12 protein-coding genes are annotated in these 20,610 nt (G+C 64.5%); 9 read left to right on the forward strand and 3 right to left on the reverse strand.

The window, feature by feature from the left end; all coding sequences use genetic code 11:
• Positions 1 to 188: 188 nt before the first annotated feature.
• The 6 genes from BUS42_RS39890 to BUS42_RS39915 all read left to right on the forward strand — a co-directional run bounded on the left by BUS42_RS39890 (position 189) and on the right by BUS42_RS39915 (position 7,647).
• Positions 189 to 815 carry an ECF-type sigma factor gene (locus tag BUS42_RS39890; RefSeq protein WP_074317587.1) on the forward strand — a complete coding sequence of 209 codons (627 nt, stop codon included), beginning with the start codon at positions 189 to 191 and terminating at the stop codon, positions 813 to 815.
• Complete coding sequence (locus tag BUS42_RS39895; protein WP_074317173.1) at positions 812 to 2,629, forward strand: serine/threonine-protein kinase; 1,818 nt, start codon at positions 812 to 814, stop codon at positions 2,627 to 2,629. Before BUS42_RS39890 ends, BUS42_RS39895 begins: the two co-directional genes overlap by 4 nt.
• A gap of 105 nt (positions 2,630 to 2,734) precedes the next feature.
• The gene (locus BUS42_RS39900) at positions 2,735 to 3,082 is read left to right on the forward strand and encodes a hypothetical protein (protein ID WP_074317175.1); all 348 of its coding nucleotides are present in this window, start codon (positions 2,735 to 2,737) and stop codon (positions 3,080 to 3,082) included.
• Positions 3,083 to 3,124: 42 nt separating this feature from the next.
• Positions 3,125 to 3,442, forward strand: coding sequence for a hypothetical protein (locus BUS42_RS39905; RefSeq protein WP_074317176.1), 318 nt, complete (start codon positions 3,125 to 3,127; stop codon positions 3,440 to 3,442).
• A 353-nt stretch (positions 3,443 to 3,795) separates the two neighbouring features.
• Positions 3,796 to 5,274, forward strand: a complete 1,479-nt coding sequence (locus BUS42_RS39910; RefSeq protein ID WP_159452357.1) for an IS110 family transposase — start codon at positions 3,796 to 3,798, stop codon at positions 5,272 to 5,274.
• An 894-nt stretch (positions 5,275 to 6,168) separates the two neighbouring features.
• Entirely contained in the window at positions 6,169 to 7,647 is a 1,479-nt protein-coding gene (locus BUS42_RS39915) for an IS110 family transposase (protein ID WP_159452358.1), read from the forward strand.
• A gap of 359 nt (positions 7,648 to 8,006) precedes the next feature.
• Here the strand turns inward: BUS42_RS39915 and BUS42_RS43370 are convergent, their stop codons facing one another.
• From BUS42_RS43370 to ribF, 3 genes are all read right to left on the reverse strand, one after another.
• Complete coding sequence (locus BUS42_RS43370; RefSeq protein ID WP_143206690.1) at positions 8,007 to 8,546, reverse strand: hypothetical protein; 540 nt, start codon at positions 8,544 to 8,546, stop codon at positions 8,007 to 8,009.
• Positions 8,547 to 8,566: 20 nt separating this feature from the next.
• On the reverse strand, positions 8,567 to 15,949 hold the full coding sequence (locus tag BUS42_RS39920; protein ID WP_159452359.1) for an FG-GAP-like repeat-containing protein: 7,383 nt from the start codon (positions 15,947 to 15,949) through the stop codon (positions 8,567 to 8,569).
• A 1,141-nt stretch (positions 15,950 to 17,090) separates the two neighbouring features.
• The gene (ribF, locus tag BUS42_RS39935) at positions 17,091 to 18,026 is read right to left on the reverse strand and encodes a riboflavin biosynthesis protein RibF (RefSeq protein ID WP_074317186.1); all 936 of its coding nucleotides are present in this window, start codon (positions 18,024 to 18,026) and stop codon (positions 17,091 to 17,093) included.
• Between the two features lie 212 nt (positions 18,027 to 18,238).
• On the opposite strand from ribF, the gene BUS42_RS39940 reads away from it, so the two are divergent.
• From BUS42_RS39940 to BUS42_RS39950, 3 genes are all read left to right on the forward strand, one after another.
• The gene (locus BUS42_RS39940) at positions 18,239 to 19,390 is read left to right on the forward strand and encodes a Gfo/Idh/MocA family oxidoreductase (protein ID WP_074317188.1); all 1,152 of its coding nucleotides are present in this window, start codon (positions 18,239 to 18,241) and stop codon (positions 19,388 to 19,390) included.
• A gap of 150 nt (positions 19,391 to 19,540) precedes the next feature.
• Positions 19,541 to 19,810, forward strand: coding sequence for a ribbon-helix-helix domain-containing protein (locus BUS42_RS39945; protein ID WP_074317190.1), 270 nt, complete (start codon positions 19,541 to 19,543; stop codon positions 19,808 to 19,810).
• The gene (locus BUS42_RS39950) at positions 19,803 to 20,219 is read left to right on the forward strand and encodes a PIN domain-containing protein (protein ID WP_074317192.1); all 417 of its coding nucleotides are present in this window, start codon (positions 19,803 to 19,805) and stop codon (positions 20,217 to 20,219) included. The genes BUS42_RS39945 and BUS42_RS39950 overlap by 8 nt, the downstream gene beginning before the upstream one ends.
• The last annotated feature ends 391 nt before the right edge of the window (positions 20,220 to 20,610 follow it).

Here is a 20,610-nt window from a genome sequence, read left to right on the forward strand (position 1 = left end):
TTACGCCTGAGTCGACGAGCCGACTCGTTGGTTTCGGTTCCCCCCTTGGGTCGTTGGCGGGCACGGTCGGAGTGGTCTTGCGGCAAAATTGCAGGGGACCGGTCTTCCACGCGGCGAGTCCGGTACAATGGATCCTCGTCAATCACCCGATTCCTCTTCAACAACGGCCTGAGGCGGCAGAGGTTACGGTGTCGTTGGAAAAGCAGGGATCGGTCACGCACTGGATCGGCGACTTGAAGGCGGGGGACGTCGCGGCCGCCCAACCGCTCTGGGAACGGTACTTTGCGCGGCTCGTCCAACTGGCGCGGGCGAAGTTGCGCGCCACCCATCGCCCGCCCGGGATCGAGGATGAGGAAGACGCGGCGCTAAGCGCATTCAATAGCTTTTGTGCCGGGGCGGCCAAGGGGCAGTTCCCACTCCTCAGCGACCGGGATGATCTCTGGCGCTTGCTCGTCGTCATTACGGCCCGCAAGGCGTGCGCCCAGGTCCAGCGCCGGACGCGTCAGAAGCGAGGCGGGGGTCGGGTGCTCGACGAGTCCGCACTGCCGGGCGGCCTGACCGATGAGACGGCGGCCGGGTTCGACTTCGTCGCCGGGTCCGAGCCGACGCCCGAGTTCGCCGCGATGTTCGCCGAAGAGTACGAGCGTTTACTCGACGCCCTGGACGACGATTCGCTCCGACGGGTGGCGCTCGATCGGATGGAAGGATACACCAACGACGAGATCGCCGAGCGACTCGGCTGCGCTCGTCGGACCGTGGCGCGTCGGCTCGACCTGATCCGCAAGATCTGGTCCGAGGAGGAGGAGAGCGAATGACGGCCAGCGACCGTCCCGAGGTGCTCGGATCCAGCCCCGCGTCCCTCTCCCTGGCCCGGCGAATCCACACGGCCTGCGAGCGGTTCGAACGCGCCTGGCGAGCCGGCGGCTGTCCCCGGATCGAGGACGAGCTCCAACGGCTTCCCGAGCCCGAGCAGGCGGCCCTGTTGACCGAGCTCCTCCCGTTGGAGCTGGAGCTGCGCCAGGGCAGGGGGGAGTCGGTCGCCGCGATGGAGTATCGCCAGCGGTTCCCCGATTTTACGCGACTGGTCGACAAGGTCTTCGGTGGGGCGAAAACCGACCGTCGAGGGGACACACTCATGTCGCGGGCGCGGCCAGACGGCGCCTCGGAACTGATCCAGGAAGCGACGATCGTCGCCTCTCCGAGCTTATCTTCTCAAGCGAGCGCGGAGCCGTTGATCGGGGAGTTCGGCGACTACGAACTGCTCGAGGAAATTGCGCGGGGGGGCATGGGGGTCGTTTACAAGGCCCGTCAGAAGAGCCTGAAGCGGCTGGTCGCGCTCAAGATGATCTTGTCGGGCGAGTTCGCCTCGCCAAGCGAGATGGAGCGATTTCATCTTGAGGCCGAGCTGGCGGCCAACCTCGATCATCCGCACATCGTGCCGATCTACGAGGTCGGCGAGCACCAGGGGCGGCACTACTTCACGATGAAGCTGGTTGAGGGAAGCAGCCTGGCCCGCCAGATCTCCCGGTTCTGCGAAGATCCGTACGCGGCGGCGCGCTTGCTCGCCACGGTGGCCCGGGCGGTGGACCACGCCCACCGGCAAGGGTTCCTCCACTGCGACCTGAAGCCGGCCAATATCTTGCTCGACGCGCGGGATCAACCGCACGTCACCGACTTCGGCCTGGCCAGACGGGTCGAAGAGGTCAGCCACCTGACGGTCTCGGGCGCGATCATGGGAACCCCCTCCTACATGGCGCCCGAGCAGGCCTCGGGTTTGCGTCGCGAGCTGACTCCGGCCGCCGACGTTTACGGCCTGGGCGCGATCCTTTACGAGTTGCTGACCGACGGCCCGCCGTTCCGCGCCTCGACGGTGATGGAGACCGTCGTGCTCGTCCTGGAGCGCGAACCACCGCCGCCGAGCCAGGTTCGCCCCGGGGTGCCTCCCGGCCTCGAGAAGATCTGTCTCCGTTGCCTGGAGAAGGCCCCCCGCGATCGCTACGCCTCGGCGGCCGAGCTCGCGGACAATCTCGAACGGTTCTTGCGCGGCGAGGACGTCGACGGTAACGGAGCCTGGCAAAGCCTGCGCCGCTGGACCCGCCGCGAACCGGAGCTGGTCTCCCGACTCGGCGGGCTCGGCCTGGTTGCCGCGCTCACTCAGTTCAACTATCACAACACCGAGCGACCGGTCCTCTCGGTGCATTCGATGGTCATGGCGACTTTAGCCCTTTGGGCGGTCGCCTCCATCGTTTATCAAATGCTTCTGCGTCGCGGGTTCAAGTCGGAGACAGTGCACCTGGTCTGGTCGGCGACGGACATCACGCTCGTCACGGTCCTCCTGAAAGTCCTTGATGCGCTCCAGAGCACGCTACTCGTCGGCTACCCGCTCCTGATCGCAGCCTCGGGCCTCTGGTCGCGGGCGCGACTGGTCTGGTTCACCACGGCGCTGGCCGAGATCGGCTACCTGCTCCTCTTCCTCGATCACTGGCACCATCCCAGTTGGGCATCGAGCCGGGCGCAGTACCCGAACATCTTCATGGCGGCCCTGGCCGTCACCGGTTTCGTCGTCGCCCGCCAGGTCAAGCGGATGTGGGCCCTGAGCCATTACTACGAACACCGGCCATTGATCTGACCGCGGCGCCTCGAGCGTGCTAACATCATCGGCCCCCCCGGCGTCACCGAGTCCCAGCCGTCTTTCAACCACTTTGCCGATCCCTTGATCCGGAAAGGGAAACCGATGTCCCTCGAGCTTCCCGAACTCCCCGATATGCCCGAGCTTCCTGAGCTGCCCGAAGACTACCCGATCACCGAGCACACGGTCCGATCGCTCTGGAACGTGGTCCGAAGCCTGCACACCTTGCTCCGGGCCGAGATCAACTCCTCGCGCTCGATGGCCAAGATCGTGCTTGAGGACCGCGAGAATCTGGAAGCGCTCTTCGGGATCGTCCGGGGACACCACACCATCCTCGGCAGCACGATCAACATCCTCTCCGAGCTCAAGGGGGACGCGACTCCTCCCCTCGACCTGCCGGAGATTCCGACCCACTTGTCCTCACCTGAAAATCCCGGAATCGATCGCCTCTGACACCCACCGGGGCGGGAACTTCTCAACGGCGGAATCGCTTATATGATCGAGGTTGTCTGCATCTGCAAGTGGAGGTTCAAGGTCCAGGACGAGCATGCGGGCCTCTCGATCAAATGCCCGAAATGCCGGCGGCTCGTCGATGTCCCGATCGCGCCGCCCGCCTTGATCGCGGATGAGGAGGAGCGGCCAGAACTCGGCGAACAACCCGCGCCAGCCGCGTTCGTGGCGACCGCGGACGTGCAGGCTCTGCAAGCCTCGATCGAGCGGCTGGTCGCGGTCAACCGCTCCATCAACAACCGGCTCGCCTGGGTCGTCGGACTCGTGACGCTGATCCTGATCCGCGTCCTGCTGCGTGGGTAAACCTGGATTACCACTTTCATGAAATGCAGGTAAAGCAGCAATATTGAAGCATGCTACTGGCCACAAATCATGCACATCCGTGTTTTCCGTGATTACGCTCGGGCACGGAAAGGGGGGACATAGCGATTATCGAAAACTGTCGATAATCGCTATGTCCCCCTGGTATGTAGCAAATCAGAGAGAATAACTCTTAACTCTCTGGCTCATAAAGACTTCCATAGTAGGAGTGGGATTTCTTCCCGGTCCTTTCTTGGAGGTCCATTCGCATGGCAACTCGCACTGCTTCCAGGCGGCATCGTCGCTCCCACGAGATTCAGAAGCCTACGGGAACTTTGCATCCCCGAGTGCAAGCCGTGGGCCCAGAACGGTTTGGGATCGTCTGCATCGATTGCGCCAAGGCTCGATCCAAGTTCCTGCTGGCCGATTTCTATGGGACGGTCCTGCTCCCTCCCACGGTCATCAACCACGATCGCGGGGGGTTCGAGGCAGCGATTCATGCGGTCCACGAGGCGGCTCAGCGGCTTCGGCTCGGGGTGGTGATCGTCGTGGTCGAACGCACGGGGCGGTTTCACCTGCCGGTCCAGGCCGCGTTCCAGGCGGCTGGCTTTGAGGTCCGGATCGTCCATCCCTTCGCCACCAAGCAATTTCGCCAGCCCGCCGATCCCGGCAATAAAACCGATGACACCGACCTCTCCGCCATCCATCGCGCGGCGGTCAACGGTTTCGGACTCCTCGAGCACGAACCCGACCCCCTCTACGCTGACCTCCAACTCCTGGCTCGTCATCGCCGCGATCTTGTCACCAAGAACGTCACACTTCGAAACCAAATTCACGACCATTTTCAATTGATCATGCCAGTGTTTAGTGCGGTCATTGATCCGTTTGACAGCCCACTGCCGCTCTGGATCGTCAAGAACCTGCAATCGGCCGACGCGATTCTCGAGGTCGGTGTCCCCGGGCTCCTCAGGCGGCTCCGTGAGGCGGGATTCCATCCGCATCTGAAGACCGTCGAGAAGATCGTCGCCTGGTCCAAGGCGGCTCCCGCACAACATTCGCAATCGCCAAGTCATCTGCGGTTGCTCATGTCACTTGATGGAGATCGGATGACCAAGCTTGAGGCCATCCGGACCGTCGAAGGGGATCTCGCCGGGTTCCTGGCTCGCACCCCCTACGTGCTGTTGCTGGGAATTCCGGGGATCAACGTGGCGACCGCCGCCGAGTTCGCTGGCGAGATGGGGCCGATCGGCCGTTATCCCAAAGCCCGTTCGATCACCGGCCGCGCCGGGCTGTTTCCCTCGCGGTATCAAAGCGACACCGTCGACCGGAGCAACGGGGCGTTGGTGCGCCGCGGCAATCACTCGCTCCGCGAAGTGATCCTCCGGATCGCCGACAATTTGATCACATGTAATGATTATTTCAGGATCCAAGCCGCCAAGTGGCGATTGAGTGGCAAGGATCCGCGCGACATCCATGTCAAGGTCGGCGGACGATTCTGCCGGATCGCCTACCAGATGGTGGCGGGGCAATCGGTCTACCGCCACCCGAGCTGTCAGCATCGGCATTATGTTCTTGAAAAACTGATCAAATTTTTGAACGAACACAATGTTGATTGTGCACGTACTATGTTGATCTTGGATTCGGCGGTGTGCCAGCTTCCCCGATCGGAGCATCGGTCGGAGGCGGTCCCGCTGACCGAGGAACTGTCGCGGCCCCGGTCGAAGCGGGGAACCGGTCCGCAACTTTTGGGCGCGATTCTCCCCGCGGTCTTGGCGAAGCTGGGGGTGAATTTGCTACCATCGAGCGTGTCAGGGGAGCCTGATCCCACAGAGTGACGACCCGGCCGAGGGACCGAATCACGTCGAATGTCCCCGTGGCGCAAAGCCGTGGTTAAAGCGTGGCGCTCTGTCCGATCACCAACGTCGGATCCGGCTGTGTGGGGTCACTCCCCTGATATGACCAGTGTGGCGAGCGTGATCTGCAGCGACAGAGATGGTCCATCGGCCCGCGGTTCGTCCCCGAAATCTGAACAAACCGCCAGTATTCCTGGCCGGGACGGGGCCACTTCGTCCCCAGGCTGCCCGCCCTCGTTTTGACCGATTCCTACATGGCTGTCTTTGTTCGCCTAAAAAACGACGAACCTGACAGTAGGCCGTGGCGGTAAAGCTGCGACCGCCGAACAGCGAGATGTGGGTCAGGGCCGTGTTGCCGTGAATGACCTGGATCACAAACCAGTGGAGAATCGCGGGGGGAGTGAGCACGCATCGCCGCCAGGTATGCCCCACGGAGCGACAGGCCGAGAGGATGGATTCAGGGGCGAGATGGAGAGCGATGTCTTGTCGGATCTGCTTGACAATGGTATCAATCCGGTGATGCATCAGAGGGCCTCTTGTGCACGTTGGTGTCGTAAAGCAACCCCATCGTGCCAGGAGGCCCTTCTTTTCTCAACCCCCACAACCGCTTCGCCTTACCGTTAGCTTCATGCCATTCGGGACATAGCGATTATCGACAGTTGTCGATAATCGCTATGTCCCCCTGGTATGTAGCAAATCAGAGAGAATAACTCTTAACTCTCTGGCTCATAAAGACTTCCATAGTAGGAGTGGGATTTCTTCCCGGTCCTTTCTTGGAGGTCCATTCGCATGGCAACTCGCACTGCTTCCAGGCGGCATCGTCGCTCCCACGAGATTCAGAAGCCTACGGGAACCTTGCATCCCCGAGTGCAAGCCGTGGGCCCAGAACGGTTTGGGATCGTCAGCATCGATTGCGCCAAGGCACGATCCAAGTTCCTGCTGGCCGATTTCTATGGGACGGTCCTGCTCCCTCCCACGGTCATCAACCACGATCGCGGGGGGTTCGAGGCAGCGATTCATGCGGTCCACGCGGCGGCTCAGCGGCTTCGGCTCGGGGTGGTGATCGTCGTGGTCGAACGCACGGGGCGGTTTCACCTGCCGGTCCAGGCCGCGTTCCAGGCGGCTGGCTTTGAGGTCCGGATCGTCCATCCCTTCGCCACCAAGCAATTTCGCCAGCCCGCCGATCCCGGCAATAAAACCGATGACACCGACCTCTCCGCCATCCATCGCGCGGCGGTCAACGGTTTCGGACTCCTCGAGCACGAACCCGACCCCCTCTACGCTGACCTCCAACTCCTGGCTCGTCATCGCCGCGATCTTGTCACCAAGAACGTCACACTTCGAAACCAAATTCACGACCATTTTCAATTGATCATGCCAGGGTTTAGTGCGGTCATTGATCCGTTTGACAGCCCACTGCCGCTCTGGATCGTCAAGAACTTGCAATCGGCCGACGCGATTCTCGAGGTCGGTGTCCTCGGGCTCCTCAGGCGGCTTCGTGAGGCGGGATTCCATCCGCATCTGAAGACCGTCGAGAAGATCGTCGCCTGGTCCAAGGCGGCTCCCGCACAACATTCGCAATCGCCAAGTCATCTGCGGTTGCTCATGTCACTTGATGGAGATCGGATGACCAAGCTTGAGGCCATCCGGACCGTCGAAGGGGATCTCGCCGGGTTCCTGGCTCGCACCCCCTACGTGCTGTTGCTGGGAATTCCGGGGATCAACGTGGCGACCGCCGCCGAGTTCGCTGGCGAGATGGGGCCGATCGGCCGTTATCCCAAAGCCCGTTCGATCACCGGCCGCGCCGGGCTGTTTCCCTCGCGGTATCAAAGCGACACCGTCGACCGGAGCAACGGGGCGTTGGTGCGCCGCGGCAATCACTCGCTCCGCGAAGTGATCCTCCGGATCGCCGACAATTTGATCACATGTAATGATTATTTCAGGATCCAAGCCGCCAAGTGGCGATTGAGTGGCAAGGATCCGCGCGACATCCATGTCAAGGTCGGCGGACGATTCTGCCGGATCGCCTACCAGATGGTGGCGGGGCAATCGGTCTACCGCCACCCGAGCTGTCAGCATCGGCATTATGTTCTTGAAAAACTGATCAAATTTTTGAACGAACACAATGTTGATTGTGCACGTACTATGTTGATCTTGGATTCGGCGGTGTGCCAGCTTCCCCGATCGGAGCATCGGTCGGAGGCGGTCCCGCTGACCGAGGAACTGTCGCGGCCCCGGTCGAAGCGGGGAACCGGTCCGCAACTTTTGGGCGCGATTCTCCCCGCGGTCTTGGCGAAGCTGGGGGTGAATTTGCTACCATCGAGCGTGTCAGGGGAGCCTGATCCCACAGAGTGACGACCCGGCCGAGGGACCGAATAACGTCGAATGTCCCCGTGGCGCAAAGCCGTGGTTAAAGCGTGGCGCTCTGTCCGATCACCAACGTCGGATCCGGCTGTGTGGGGTCACTCCCCTGATATGACCAGTGTGGCGAGCGTGATCTGCAGCGACAGAGATGGTCCATCGGCCCGCGGTTCGTCCCCGGAATCTGAACAAACCGCCAGTATTCCTGGCCGGGACGGGGCCACTTCGTCCCCAGGCTGCCCGCCCTCGTTTTGACCGATTCCTACATGGCTGTCTTTTCTTTCCCCGCCATGGTTTTTCACTCTGCCGGGGCGATTAAAGGGGGGGGGGTGACGGCAACGTCACATCCATATTCAACCATAACAGATGTTGGCGAGAACCTGGAAATCCGAGAATGCCCCTCGCCGTTCTAATGCTGCAATTACTGATTCCGGATCTGCGATATGTTTTTCCATTAGCCAATCCCGAGTTAGCCGCAAAGTTGTGTGGTCGGTGGTTACACCTTCGGATTCCAAATGATCAGCTAGTTCACGTAGCATCTCCGGGGTCAGGCCCAAATCTCGCCATGCGTGGGAATTCTCACGAAGCAGGGCCAGTCGCTTCAGCGACTTCTTCGACTTGGGTTCACCTGCGTCGAATGCACGAGTCAAATAGGATAATGCCTTATCGTAAGTTAGGAGGCACTCCGCTAATTGCGACATCATCACCAACGCTTCCCGATTGTCAGGAAGTTCAGTCAAAACTTCTTCAAGCTGCTCCTGTGCCTTTGCGAAAAAAGGTAGTGAACCGGGGCTTGGCGCTCGCCGGGCATACGAACCTTGGTTCGACAGCCTCATCCCAAGTTGCAGGCTTTCTCGGGCCGCTTTCAACGAATCGAGGATTTTATCCTCCACATTCCACCTCCCCTGTGAATTCACGGTCGGCCTTGACGCCTACGAACTTGCTCTTCCAACTTGTTCAAGTCCGAACCCTGGAGCCTGGAATTGGAATAGTCGAAGCCCTCTCTGGCGGGTGTGTTACGACCATGTGCTTGAACATTCCCGGGCGGGTTTCTTGGATAATTAGGCCCACCACCACTTCCAGCGATCCGACGCCGCTCGTTCTCTAGCCAACCCCTAACGTGGCTGGGCTGGTTGGGATCGAACTCGTTGAGTTCCAATTGATCGGTGCGGAACTCACGCCCTTGTTGTTGCCCAAGCTTCGGTCCCCGGTTTCGTGTTCCGTTTGGAGCAGGACACGCTGGACCCCCGCTAAGGCCACCTCCCGATGCCGTCGACATCGCCATCTGGTTCAGGCCGCCCACCCCCTCCAGCAGGCCGAGCGCCGCCCCCGCGCTGATCGTCCCCAACCTCCTGGCCGACAGCGACAGCCTGACAGCCAGGGTGCCGGAGCCGCTCAAGGTGACGGCCGCCCCCCCTCCCGAGGATAGTGCCGGGACGATACCGGCACCACCGAACGCCAGCGACCCCGCAATCACCCCGACGTCGCCGGCGCGCCGGCTCGCCCTATGGGTGGCCGGATCTTCCGAGGTGACCAGATTGTAACTCCAGTCGTACGACGGGAAGTAATTCCGAGTCCCTCCAGTAATAGGCGTGATCAGGTTGTTGTGGAAAGTCGCCGGCAGGTTCGCGACCCCGATCAAGGCATCCGTCCCGCTGTTGGCGACGTTTGCGACCCCCTGGCCGATACCCGCCACCGCGGCGCAGCCAACGTTCAGGGTATCGCCTAACCACTGGCTCCAAGACACCATCCCGCTCGGGTCGGTGGCATTTGTCGGCCCGTTGCCGACGTAGCGGTAGAGGTTGGTGTCGCCGGCCGCGAAGCCGATCGGGTCCTCCTGCGTCCAGCGGCCCAGCGCCGCATCATAGTAGCGGGCCCGGTGGTACTGCAATCCCGTCGCGGTGTCGAGCTCACGACCGGTGAACTTGAACCGGTCCCCGGCCGACGGGTTGGTCTCGGCCGTGACGCGGCCGAAGCTGTCGTAGGCGACGTGGTCGATCACCGTGCCCGCCGTGTTGGCCAGGTCGCGGACCGTGCCCAGGCGGTCGGTCAGATACCACGCGGAGGTCCCGGCGGCATCGGTTCGAGCCAGGAGCATGTCGACGGCCGGGCCGTGCAGGTAGCGGGTCTTCAGCGTCCCGGCGGCGTCGAAGTCGGCGTAGGGGTTGACGCCGTCGTAGGCCGTCCAGGACTGCACGGGGGCGGCGGCCCCGGCGCCGTCGGCGTCGACGACAATGCCGATGCGGCGGTCGAACGCGTCGTAGGTGTAGGTGGCCTGCATCACGACGGTGCCGCCGGCGTTCTTGCGGGTGACGGCGGTGAGGCGGTTGCGGTGGTCGTAGGCGTAGGTGGTCACGGCGCCGGTGGCCGTCTCGGTCCGGGCCGTGAGGTTCCCCTCGGCGTCGTAGGTCAGGGTCGATCCGGGCGCCTGCTCGAGGCGGTTGCCGGTGCCGGTGACGTAGCCGGGCAGGGTCCGGTTGCCGTTGAGATCGTAGCTGTAGCCTTCGGAGCGGGCCCCGCCGACCCCGGTCAGTTGGCCGGTGTCGTCATAGGTGTAGTTGAGCGTCCCTTCGGCGTTGGTCTCGGTGGTGAGCCGGCTGGCGGCGTCATGGCCATACGTGTACGAAGCCAGGGTCGCACCGCCGGCGACCTGGTGGATCAGGGTGGTGAGCCGGTCGAGCGCGTCGTAGCCGAAGCTGGAGTTGACGGCCGTGCCGGTGCCGCCGAGGGTGCGTGTGAGCGCGGTGAGCCGGCTGTCGGCGTCGTAGCTGAAACCGACCTGGGGGCCGGCGTGGGACCCGAGCGATCGGGCGATCGTGGTGAGGCGATTCAGGGCGTCGTAGGCGAAGGTGGTGACCCCGGTGCCGGCCCAGCCAGTGCCGGCGAGGTCGTCGGCCAGGCGGGTGCGGTTGCCGACGGCGTCGTAGCCGGAGGTGAGGGTGAGGCCGGGCTGGCCGGTGGCGGCGCCGGAGGTGGAGGCGGTCGTCTGGCGGCCGAGGTTGTCGTATGTGAACGTCAGGGTGGCGTCGGGGTCGGCGACCCCGAGGAGCTGGCTGGCGGCGTCGTAGGTCGAGGTGAACGTCCGGAGCGTGTTGCCGGCGCCGTCGAGCCAGCGTTCGTTGGTGCGGCGGCCGAGGCCGTCGTAGGCGAATGCGGTGCGGCGGCCGAGCCGATCGGTGACGCCGGTGAGCTGGTCGGCGGCGTCGTAGGCGAGCGTGGTGGCGAGTCCGCGGGGGTCGAGGATCGCCGTGAGCCGATCGAGAGCGTCATAGCTGAAGGTCGTGCGATTGCCCAGCGGGTCGGTGACCGCGGTGCGGTTGCTCACGGCATCGTAGGCATAGCGGGTCAGGCCGGAACGGGGATCGGCGACCGTGACGAGCCGGTCGAGACCGTCGTAGGTGGAGGTGGTGGTCTTGCCCAGCGGGTCGGTGACGGCGGTGCGGTTGCTCACCGCATCGTAGGCGTAGCGGGTCAGGCCGGAATGGGGATCGGTGACCGTGACGAGCCGGTCGAGGCGGTCGTAGGCAAAGGTGGTGGTCTGGTTCAGCGGGTCGGTGACGGCGATGCGGTTGCCGACCGCGTCGTAGGCGTAGCGGGTCACCGGCGCGGTCAGCGGCCCGGCCCCGTCGGGGTCGGGGGCCGTGATCGTGGTCAAGCGATCGCGCAGGTCATAGGCGAAGGTCGAGGTCCGCCCCAGCGGGTCGATGGTGGTCGCGAGCCGGCCCAGATTGTCGTAAGTGAACCGTGACACCGGCGCGGTGAGCGGGCCGGCGCCGTCGGGGTCGGGTGCCGTGACCTTGATGAGCTGACCGGCCGCGTCGTACTCGGAGGTGGTCACCCGGTTGAGGGGGTCGGTGACCGTGGTCGGCCGGCCGACGGCGTCATAGCTGTAGACCGTCACGGGCGAAGCGAGCGGGCCGGCGCCATCGGGATCGGGAGCGGTGATTGTGGTCAGGCGGTCGCGGACGTCGTAGGCGAAGGAGGTGATCCGCCCGAGCGGGTCGGTCGTGGACGTCAGCCGGCCCAGGTTGTCGTAGCCGTAGCTGGTCACCGGTGCGGTCAGCGGGCCGGCGCCGTCGGGGTCGGGACCGACCACCGAGGCGAGCCGGCCGGCCGGGTCGTAGTTGGAGGTGGTGACCCGGCCCAGCGGGTCGGTGAGGCTGGTCAGGCGGTCCTCGGCGTCGTAGCCGTAGCGGGTCACCGGCGCGGTGAGCGGGCCGGCGCCGTCGGGGTCGGGCGCCGTGACGCTCGCCAGTCGTCCCGCCGTGTCGTACTGGTAGGTGGTGACCCGCCCCAGCGGGTCGGTCTCGGTCGTCAGCCGGCCCGCGGCATCATAGGTGGCGAAGGACCGCGGTGCGGCCTGCCCGAAGCCGTAGTAATTGCCGGGCGCCGGCAGGTCGTTGGGCTCGCCGAGGGAGATCGGCTGGCCTTGACCGGCGAGGAACAATTGGCCGGTGCTCGGCCGGTAGGTGGCGAGGTCGGCCGTGCCGTCGCCGTTGTAGTCGGCCGCCGCCGGCCGGTCTTGGGACCCGCCGTAGGAGATCGGCTGGGCTTGACCGGCGATGAACCATTGGCCGGTGCTTGGCTGGTAGACGGCAAGGTCGGCCTTGCCGTCGCCGTCGTAGTCGGCCGCCGCCGGCAGGCCGTTGGGCCCGCCAAAGGAAACCGGCTGGGCTTGACCGGCGATGAACCATTGGCCGGTGCTTGGCTGGTAGACGGCGAGGTCAACCTTGCCGTCGCCGTCGTAGTCGGCCGGCGCCGGCAGGTCGTTGGGCCCGCCGAAGGAGATCGGCTGGGCTTGGCCGGCGATGAACCATTGGCCGGTGCTCGGCCGGTACACGGCGAGGTCGGTCTTGCCGTCGCCGTCGTAGTCGGCCGCCGCCGGCAGGTCGTTGGGTTGGCCGAAGGAGGTGGGGACGCCGGAGAAAGGGGCGATGAACCATTGGCCGGTGCTCGGCCGATAGACGGCGAGGTCGGCCTTGCCGTCGCCGTCGAAGTCGGCCGCCGCCGGCCGGCCGTTGGCCCCGCCGAGGGAGATCGGCTGGGCTTGACCGGCGATGAACCATTGGCCGGTGCTCGGCCGGTAGGTGGCGAAGTCGGCCGTGCCGTCGCCGTTGTAGTCGGCCGGTGCCGGCCGGTCTTGGGACCCACCGAAGGAGATCGGCTGGGCTTGACCGGCGATGAACCATTGGCCGGTGCTCGGCCGGTAGACAGCGAGATCCGCGGTGCCGTCGCCGTTGTAGTCGGCCGGCGCCGGCAGGTCGTTGGGCCCGCCGAAGGAAACCGGCTGGGCTTGACCGGCAAAGAACCATTGGCCGGTGCTCGGCCGGTAGACGGCGAGGTCGGCTGTGCCGTCGCCGTTGTAGTCGGCCGCCGCGGGCAGGTCGTTGGACCCGCCGTAGGCGATCGGCTGGGCTTGACCGGCGAAGAACCATTGGCCGGTGCTCGGCCGGTAGGTGGCGAGGTCGGGCCTACCGTCGCCGTTGTAGTCGGCCGCCGCGGGCAGGTCGTTGGACCCGCCGTAGGCGATGGGGGAGGTGGGGGCGCCGGAGGGAGCGGTGATCAACCACTGGCCGGTGCTCGGCCGGTAGACGGCCGGGTCGGCCGTGCCGGCGCCGTCGGGGTCCGACTGAGTGGTGCCGGTCTGACGGCCCATCGCGTCGTACTGATAGTAGGTGATGCGGCCCAACTCGTCGGTTTCCCGGATCAGGTCGTCGGCCGCGTTGTAGGCGAACTTCTGCGTGGCGCCCCCTGGCAAGGTGATCGTCGTCAGACGCCCCTTGCTGTCGTAGGCGAACCCCGTCGTCGGCGCCACCAGCGGGCCGGCTCCGTCGGGGTCGGGACGGGTGACGCTGGTCAAGTTGCCCCGGCTGTCGTAGCTGGAGGTCGTCACCCGGCCCAGCGGGTCGGTCTCGGTGAGCCGGTTGCCCCGGCCGTCGAGCGTGTAGGTCGTGGTTTGCCCGGTCTCATCGCGGTAGCTCAACGGCTGGCTGAACGTCGGGTCGTAGGTCCAGGCGCGGGTGGACAGGTCCGGCAACGTCATGCCGGTCAGGTTGCCCCGGCCGTCGTAGGCGAAGGTCGTCACCGGCGCGGTCAGGGGGCCGCCGGGGCCGTCAGGGTCCGGCCCGGTGATCTTGAGGACCCGGCCGTGGGCGTCCCGCTCGTATTGGGTGACGTTGCCCAGGGGATCGACCTCCTCGGTGACGTAGCCGAAGCGGTCGGTGGTGAGGGTGGTGGTGCGGTGGGTGGCGTCGACGACGGTGGCCTTGGCGGCGCTGGGCAGCGCCATCGGCGCCGGGTTGGCCGCGGTGCCCACACCGGTCGTGGGGTCGACGAGCCCCCGGATCGCGATCGGGGTCACCTGCTGCGCATCGAGGCCGGAGCGGGCCATCGAGAGCACCCTCAGCGAGGAGGGGTCGTAGGTGAACGTGGTGACCCGGCCCGTCGCGTCGTGGCTCGCGGTCATCAGGCCGTTGTCGTCGTAGGCGAAGGTCGAGACCGAGGAGGTCAGCGGGCCGGCGCCGTCGGGGTCGACCTGGGTGATCGACGTCAGCCGGCGGCCGATATAGCCGTAGGTGGTCACTCGGCCGGCGTAGTCGCGCATCGCCTGCAACAGGCCGCCGCTGTAGGTGTAGGTGGCGACCCGGCCGTAGGGATCGGTGGCCTGCCCGAGCTCTCCGGCTACACCGTCGCCGTCGCCGTCGACATAGGCATAGGTCGTCGCGTTGCCGTTGCGATCGACGCGCGCCGTGAGGAGGCCGCTGGCGTTGAATTCGCTCCGGCCGCCATCCTTGTGCGTCAGGACCCATCCGCCCGCTCCCGCGTGAGCCAGCCGCGAGGAGCTCCCCTCCGGGGTGATGTAGCCGCCCGCCCCGTCGTCGGCGAACCAGCCGGCGGTGGCGTCGCCGCGGATCAGCGCCACGCCGCCGGCGGCGGGGACGATCCGGTCGAGGTCGCCGATCCACCACCGATTGCCGTACGGGCTGTCGATCCGGTTGAAGATCTCCCTCGCGCCGGTGATCGTGTAGGTGGAGAGCTCTGAGCCGAAGGAGGCCTCGAGGTCGATCGCGTAGTCATAGTGGCCGGTGGGCAGCGCCGAGGCGTTGACCTGCATCACGAAGAGGACGGTCTGGCCGGGGACCAGGCCGGCGGTGCTGTAGTGGATCGGGGTGCCGACGATGCCGCCGAAGTTGAGCGTGGCCACGATCTTGTCGGGGACGGGGCCACTGTCCGGTAGAGTCCACTCGACGGAGACGATCGGATGGGGATTGGTGTGGTTCGAGTAGTCCGGTCGGGGGGCCTCGCAGAAGGGCTGGCCGTTGCCCGAGGGAGAGTAGTCCATCTGCCCGGTCTGCGGGTTGATGCCGGGGGTAGGACAGGGGGGGGCACCAATGTTAATCGGCGGCTGGTCGTAGGGCGACATCGGGCCCATGGGCCCATTGTCGCGATCGCGGTTGTTGTCCGTCGTCGGCCGGCCGCGGTTGCTATCGTTGTCGGCGATGGTGACCGTCGCCGGATTGCCGACCACGGTGTAGCCATAGCTGGGCCGCGGCTTGAGGGTCACCTTGACCGTCTCGTCTAACTCCTTCAAGGTGTCGTGCTTGGGAGTGACGTCGATCGTGACGCTGGTCTGCCCGACCGGAATGGTCACGGTGCCCGCCAGCGCGGTGTAATCGGTGCCGGCCGTCGCGGTCCCGCTGACGGTATACTCGACGGTCAGCGAGCTCGAGGTGTCGCCGGTGCGCGTGATCGTGAACCGGCCCTTGTCCGGATTGGCCTGGGTCGTGTTATCGGGCTCCGCCGCTTTGGGGTCGGTTGCCTCAATGCGGACTTGCGCCGGCTGTGGCTCCGACGTATCATTATCGTGGATCGTGACCGAGAAGCTCGGGGCGCTCGGTTGGACTAAATAGTCGTTGGGGCGATGCTCGATCGACAGCACGACAGTCTCGTCGTCCTCGTCCAATGCGTCATCGATCGGGGTGATCTCTACATATGCATCACTCGAACCGCCAGGAATGGTGACGCTACGTGCTATGGATTGGTAGTCCAAGCCCTCCGTCGCGGTACCGCTGATGGTATAATAAATCGTTACCGGGCCTTCTCCATTGACGATCCAAAAATGGAAGGCGGCGGTGTCGGCTGGCCCGGTTTGCGTCTCAGAGCCGTTGCTGTAGGGGCCGTAGTCTACCGTCGGCACCGTCAAGAGTTGCCGGACCTCCAAGGCCTGGATCAGGGGAGGAAGGCCATGGCGCGATCGGTCAATACGGCGGGAAGCCGGGCGGCGGGGGCGTCGCACAGTGCAGTCCTCACGTGGGGGGAGCCCAGCCCGGCGGCGCACAAGGGCGGCCCGGGGGTGGGACACGAGGGGCCATTTAGATTCGGTTATCGTCGATGAGGGAAATATTCGAGAGGTAGCCATATCATCAGGGGACCATCCCGGCTTGCACTGCCGGGATGGTCTTCGGACGATGCGGCTCCGCATCAAGGTCGGAGTTTAGGTGTGTCCCACGAGGGATTGCAAGATCCTCCCCGGTAGATTCGCCCTGATTTGGCCGAAATCGGGTGGGAAGCCGATTTGAAATGATGACCTAGTAGTTTCTTACATAATGCGCTTACGTCATTTATTGAACACCTCGAGTCGAGTGAAAAAAAATCCTTCGCCATCCCTGGGAAAAATCATCGTCTTCGCCGGGCAGACCGTCGTCCTTCCACCGGCAACCCCAGGCACGACGGATGCTCACCCTCAAGCCGGCGAGGACGGCCGCTGGCGGGGACTCGGCGCGATGAGCAGGTGTGCCCCGGCCGACGCCAACTTGCTCGGAAAAATCAAAATGGGACGGAGCGAATTTAGACCGGAGTTCCTGACCGATTTTTGACGCAACCTGCTTTTCGTGAAAGACTTCACTGCAGTTTCAACTTCAAATTGTAGCCAAAAACAATTTACAGGAACCCTTGACGCCACTCGGGGTGACTCGTAATCCTTCAGTATGGTACACAAACCACACACTGTTCATGTCGCCAAAATCACGAGCACCGTCAAAGGTGTCACCTCTACCAACTATTACCTCCGACGCACATTTCGACAGGACGGCAAGGTCAAACACGAGACCCTCGGCAATCTCTCCGATCTACCGGTTCCGATCATCGAGATGATCAGCCGTTCCCTCAAGGGCGAGACCTTCGTCCCCGCTGCAGACACCTTCCGCACGCTTCGCACCCGCCCTCATGGCCATGTCGAAGCGCCGTATAGGCGTCTGACCACTCCTTTACCACGACCGGGGATGATCCTCGCCTAAACCGAGCCGCGGACGCAGCGCAGTCAGCGTTCTGGCCTCGTCGGGCATCACGGCACCTCAATTTGCAAGCACTGACTCCGCTGCGCTGCGTGCGCGGCTCGGTTCAAATAACGCTCAGTCCGTCCGTGTTTTCGGTGGTGATCACTCTGGCTCCCCACAGATCCGCCGCGTCTGCTCGACGTCGGCCCGGATCTGGGCGAGCAGTTCTTCCAGGTTGGCGAAGGGGCGGGTGGAGCGGAGTTGCTGGAGGATGTCGAGCTCGACGGTCTGGCCGTAGAGGTCGCCCTCGAAGTCGATGATATGGGCCTCGACCTTGCGGATCTGCTCGCCAAACGTGACGTTGGGTCCGATGTGGCAAGCGACGGGCCAGGTTCTCGGCTGGCCCTCAAGGTGGGCCAGGGCGGCATAGACACCGTCGGCCGGGATCAGGGTATCGACTTCGTCGAGGTTGGCGGTCGGAAACCCGAGCCCGGCGCCTCGGCCCGCGCCATGGGTTACGAGTCCTCGGATGCGATGGGGGCGACCCAGGAGATGGGCGGCCTCATCGGCGCGTCCCTCTTGCAAGCAGCGGCGGATCCGCGACGAGGAGACGAGTTGATTGTCGACCTTGGTCGACCCCGCCATCGAAAAGTCGAGGCCCGCCGATTCGCACCAGCTCGCGAGGAGCGCGGCATCGCCGCCTCGATCGCGACCGAAGGCGAAGTTGGGGCCTTCGACCATCCCTCGTGCGCCGAATTGTCCGACGATCACGCAGTCGAAAAACTCGCGAGCCGTCAGGCCGAGCAGCCAAGGACCGGTCTTGAAGACGCCGACCTCGTGGGCCCCCGCCTCTTTCAAGAGCGCGACCTTGCGTTCGATCCAGACCAGCGGGATCGGGGCTTGTTCGGGACGGAGGAGGGCGACGGGGTGGGGATCGAACGTCAGGGCGATGGCGTCGGTTCCCGCGGCCTCGGCCTTGGCACGCAACTGACGGAGCAGATGCAGGTGGCCGCGATGCACGCCGTCGAAATTACCGACCGCGAGGTAGGCGCCCCGAAACCGCGTGGCGACCTCGGCGAAGTTCTCGAGCGTGATCACCGACACAAATCCTCTGCCATGTGGCGTTTCGGACACAAGCTCGCATGCGATACGGCGACCGCCGTGCCCGGGCTTAGCCATTATCACCGCGGCCGATCGGTCCGGTCAATCCCGCCTGGTTCGGCCCATGTCAACCTCGGGGCGTCTCGGCTATGATGAGGACCATCAGACCGAGGCGGCGAACCCGGGTTCAAGCGGATGCACATGAAACGATGAACTTCCTGATCTTGGGAGATGGGGCCGAGGAACAGGCCTGGGCCAACGCGATCGAGCGCCAGGCCGAGCATCAGCTCTGGGCCGCCTTCCCCGGCTTCGATGAGTTCGCGGACGTGACCCGACCACGCGACTTCGACGATGCGCTCGCATTGGCCGGGGTCGAGGCCGTGCTTGTGGGGGGGGATTTCGAGGTCCGGGTCGAGTGGCTCCGTCGAGTCGCCGCGGTCGGGCTCCCCGCGATCTGCCTCCATCCCCCGGGCGACGACTCCGAGGCCTATTACCAGGTCGCCCTCAGTCGGGCAGAGACCGGCGCGGTGCTCGTTCCCGACCTCCCCGCGCGGCTCCATCCCGGGGTCGCTCACCTTCGCCGCGCCCTCGAGAACCGCGAGCTTGGCGTCTTCCGAGGGATCCGCCACGAGTCGTCGGCCGGACCCGGCGACGGCGATCTCACCCGCCACGTCTTCTCGCGAACCGTCGACCTGGTTCGGTCCCTGCTCGGCGAGGTCGAGGCCGTGACCGGCACCGGCGATCCCCCCGGCCAATGGCCCGACCAGAGCCTTGTCGTCCAGCTTCGCGGCCCCGAAGCACGCCGCGCTGAGGTTCGGATCGTGGCCGGCCCGGCCGAGCCCGCGCGGCTGATCGTCTCGGGCGATCAAGGGTCGCTCACCCTGGAATATGAGTCGACTCTGACAGGACAGGCCCGCCTCATCCGCCGTAATTCGGGCGGCGAGGAGCGCGTGACCGAACTCGACCGTTGGGATCCGCACGCCGCGATCCTGGCGGTCCTCGAGCGCTTGATGGCCGGGAGCGACGCCCGCCCGAACCTGCTCGACGGCACCCGGGCCATGGAACTCGCCGAGGCCACCACCCGCAGCCTCAGACGCGGGCGGACCGTCGACCTCCACTATGAGGAGATCAGCGAGGCCAACAACTTCAAGAGCGTCATGACCTCCACCGGCTGCATGCTCCTGCTCGGGATCATGGTCGCCTTACCCGCCGCCCTCACGGGCCCGGCCCTGGGCTGGAACTGGACCTTGTACATCGCCTATGCGATCCCGCCGCTCCTGGTCCTCTTCATGCTCATGCAATCGCTCCGATTCGCAGTCCGGGAGTCGAAGCCACCGGCGACGGAATCCAAGGACGGTTGAGCGAAATGGGAATTGGCACGCCGTCTCTCCAGTCATTAATGAATTCTAGAAAGAGAGCAACGGCGTCCGGATTGTGGCATGCGTGCATAGCGACGGCTTGGCAAATCTTGCCGATCGTGACAATCTAGACGTTTGAAGGGAGCCGCCACCATGACCATCCAGTTGCCCAAAGAACTCGAATCCTCGATCGAAGCCGCCGTCCATAGCGGGCGTTTCTCATCGTTCGACGAAGCGATGGCCGAAGCCGCCCGCTTGTTGCTGCGTGACCTTGAGAACCGCCCCCAGCACGGATCCGCCGATTTTGACGACGATCCGGTGATCGGTTCAATGCGCGAAGCCGCCGGCGAAATGGACGAAATCGTCGCTGACGCCTACCGCAAGCGGGGCGAAGAGAATTGGCGGGACTTACCCGTTGAATAAGGCCCTGATCGACACGGATATTTTCTCCGAACTCGGCAAAGGAATCGACCCCGCTGTCATCGGCAACGGCAGGACATACCGCCGTTCCTTCGGGCATTACTCGATTTCCTCAATCACCGTCATGGAAATCGTCCGGGGTTTCCAGCGAACGCTCTCTACCCGCAGGCTCCAAACCTTCCTTGCGTCCATCGCGGCGCAAGAAATCCTCCCCTTCGATCAGCCCGCTGCTGAGTTAGCTGGCCGTATCGCTGGCGACTTGGAACGCGCCGGGCAGTCCATTGGCACCGCTGACCCGATGATCGCTGCCATTGCCCTCAATCGCGGCCTGGAGCTGGTGACGGGCAATACCGCCCATTTCCAGCGCATCCAGCAGCTTGGCTATCCACTCACCCTGATCAACTGGCGATAACACGCCAGCAGGCGTGCCGTTGCCTGCCTCAGGCAACCCGGCTTTGCCGGCCGAGTGCTAACGCTCCGCTTCGCCACGGTCGCCTGCGGTGACGGTTTGCAGCCCCAAAACGACCGCTGGAGCGGTCGGCGCCGGGCGAACGGCCCGCCTGTGTGTAGGTCGCTGCGCTCCCGCCATGGTTACCCAGTTCGCACAGCTATGCGTGCTGGCGATCCTACGCGGTTTACCTCTCGCCAGTCTTGACGGAAAACTGAAGGCAGCCGCCAACGCCGTTGGCGTCAACCTCTATCCAGTGCCCTGAACTCGGACTGCTGATCCGCCACGACAGTTTAGTCCTTGAGGGTGAGCGATCACCAACTCACGCCAACCCGTCGGCCAATCGGCCAATCGG

It is taken from the genome of Singulisphaera sp. GP187 (genome assembly GCF_900129635.1).
Taxonomy (GTDB): Bacteria; Planctomycetota; Planctomycetia; order Isosphaerales; family Isosphaeraceae; genus Singulisphaera.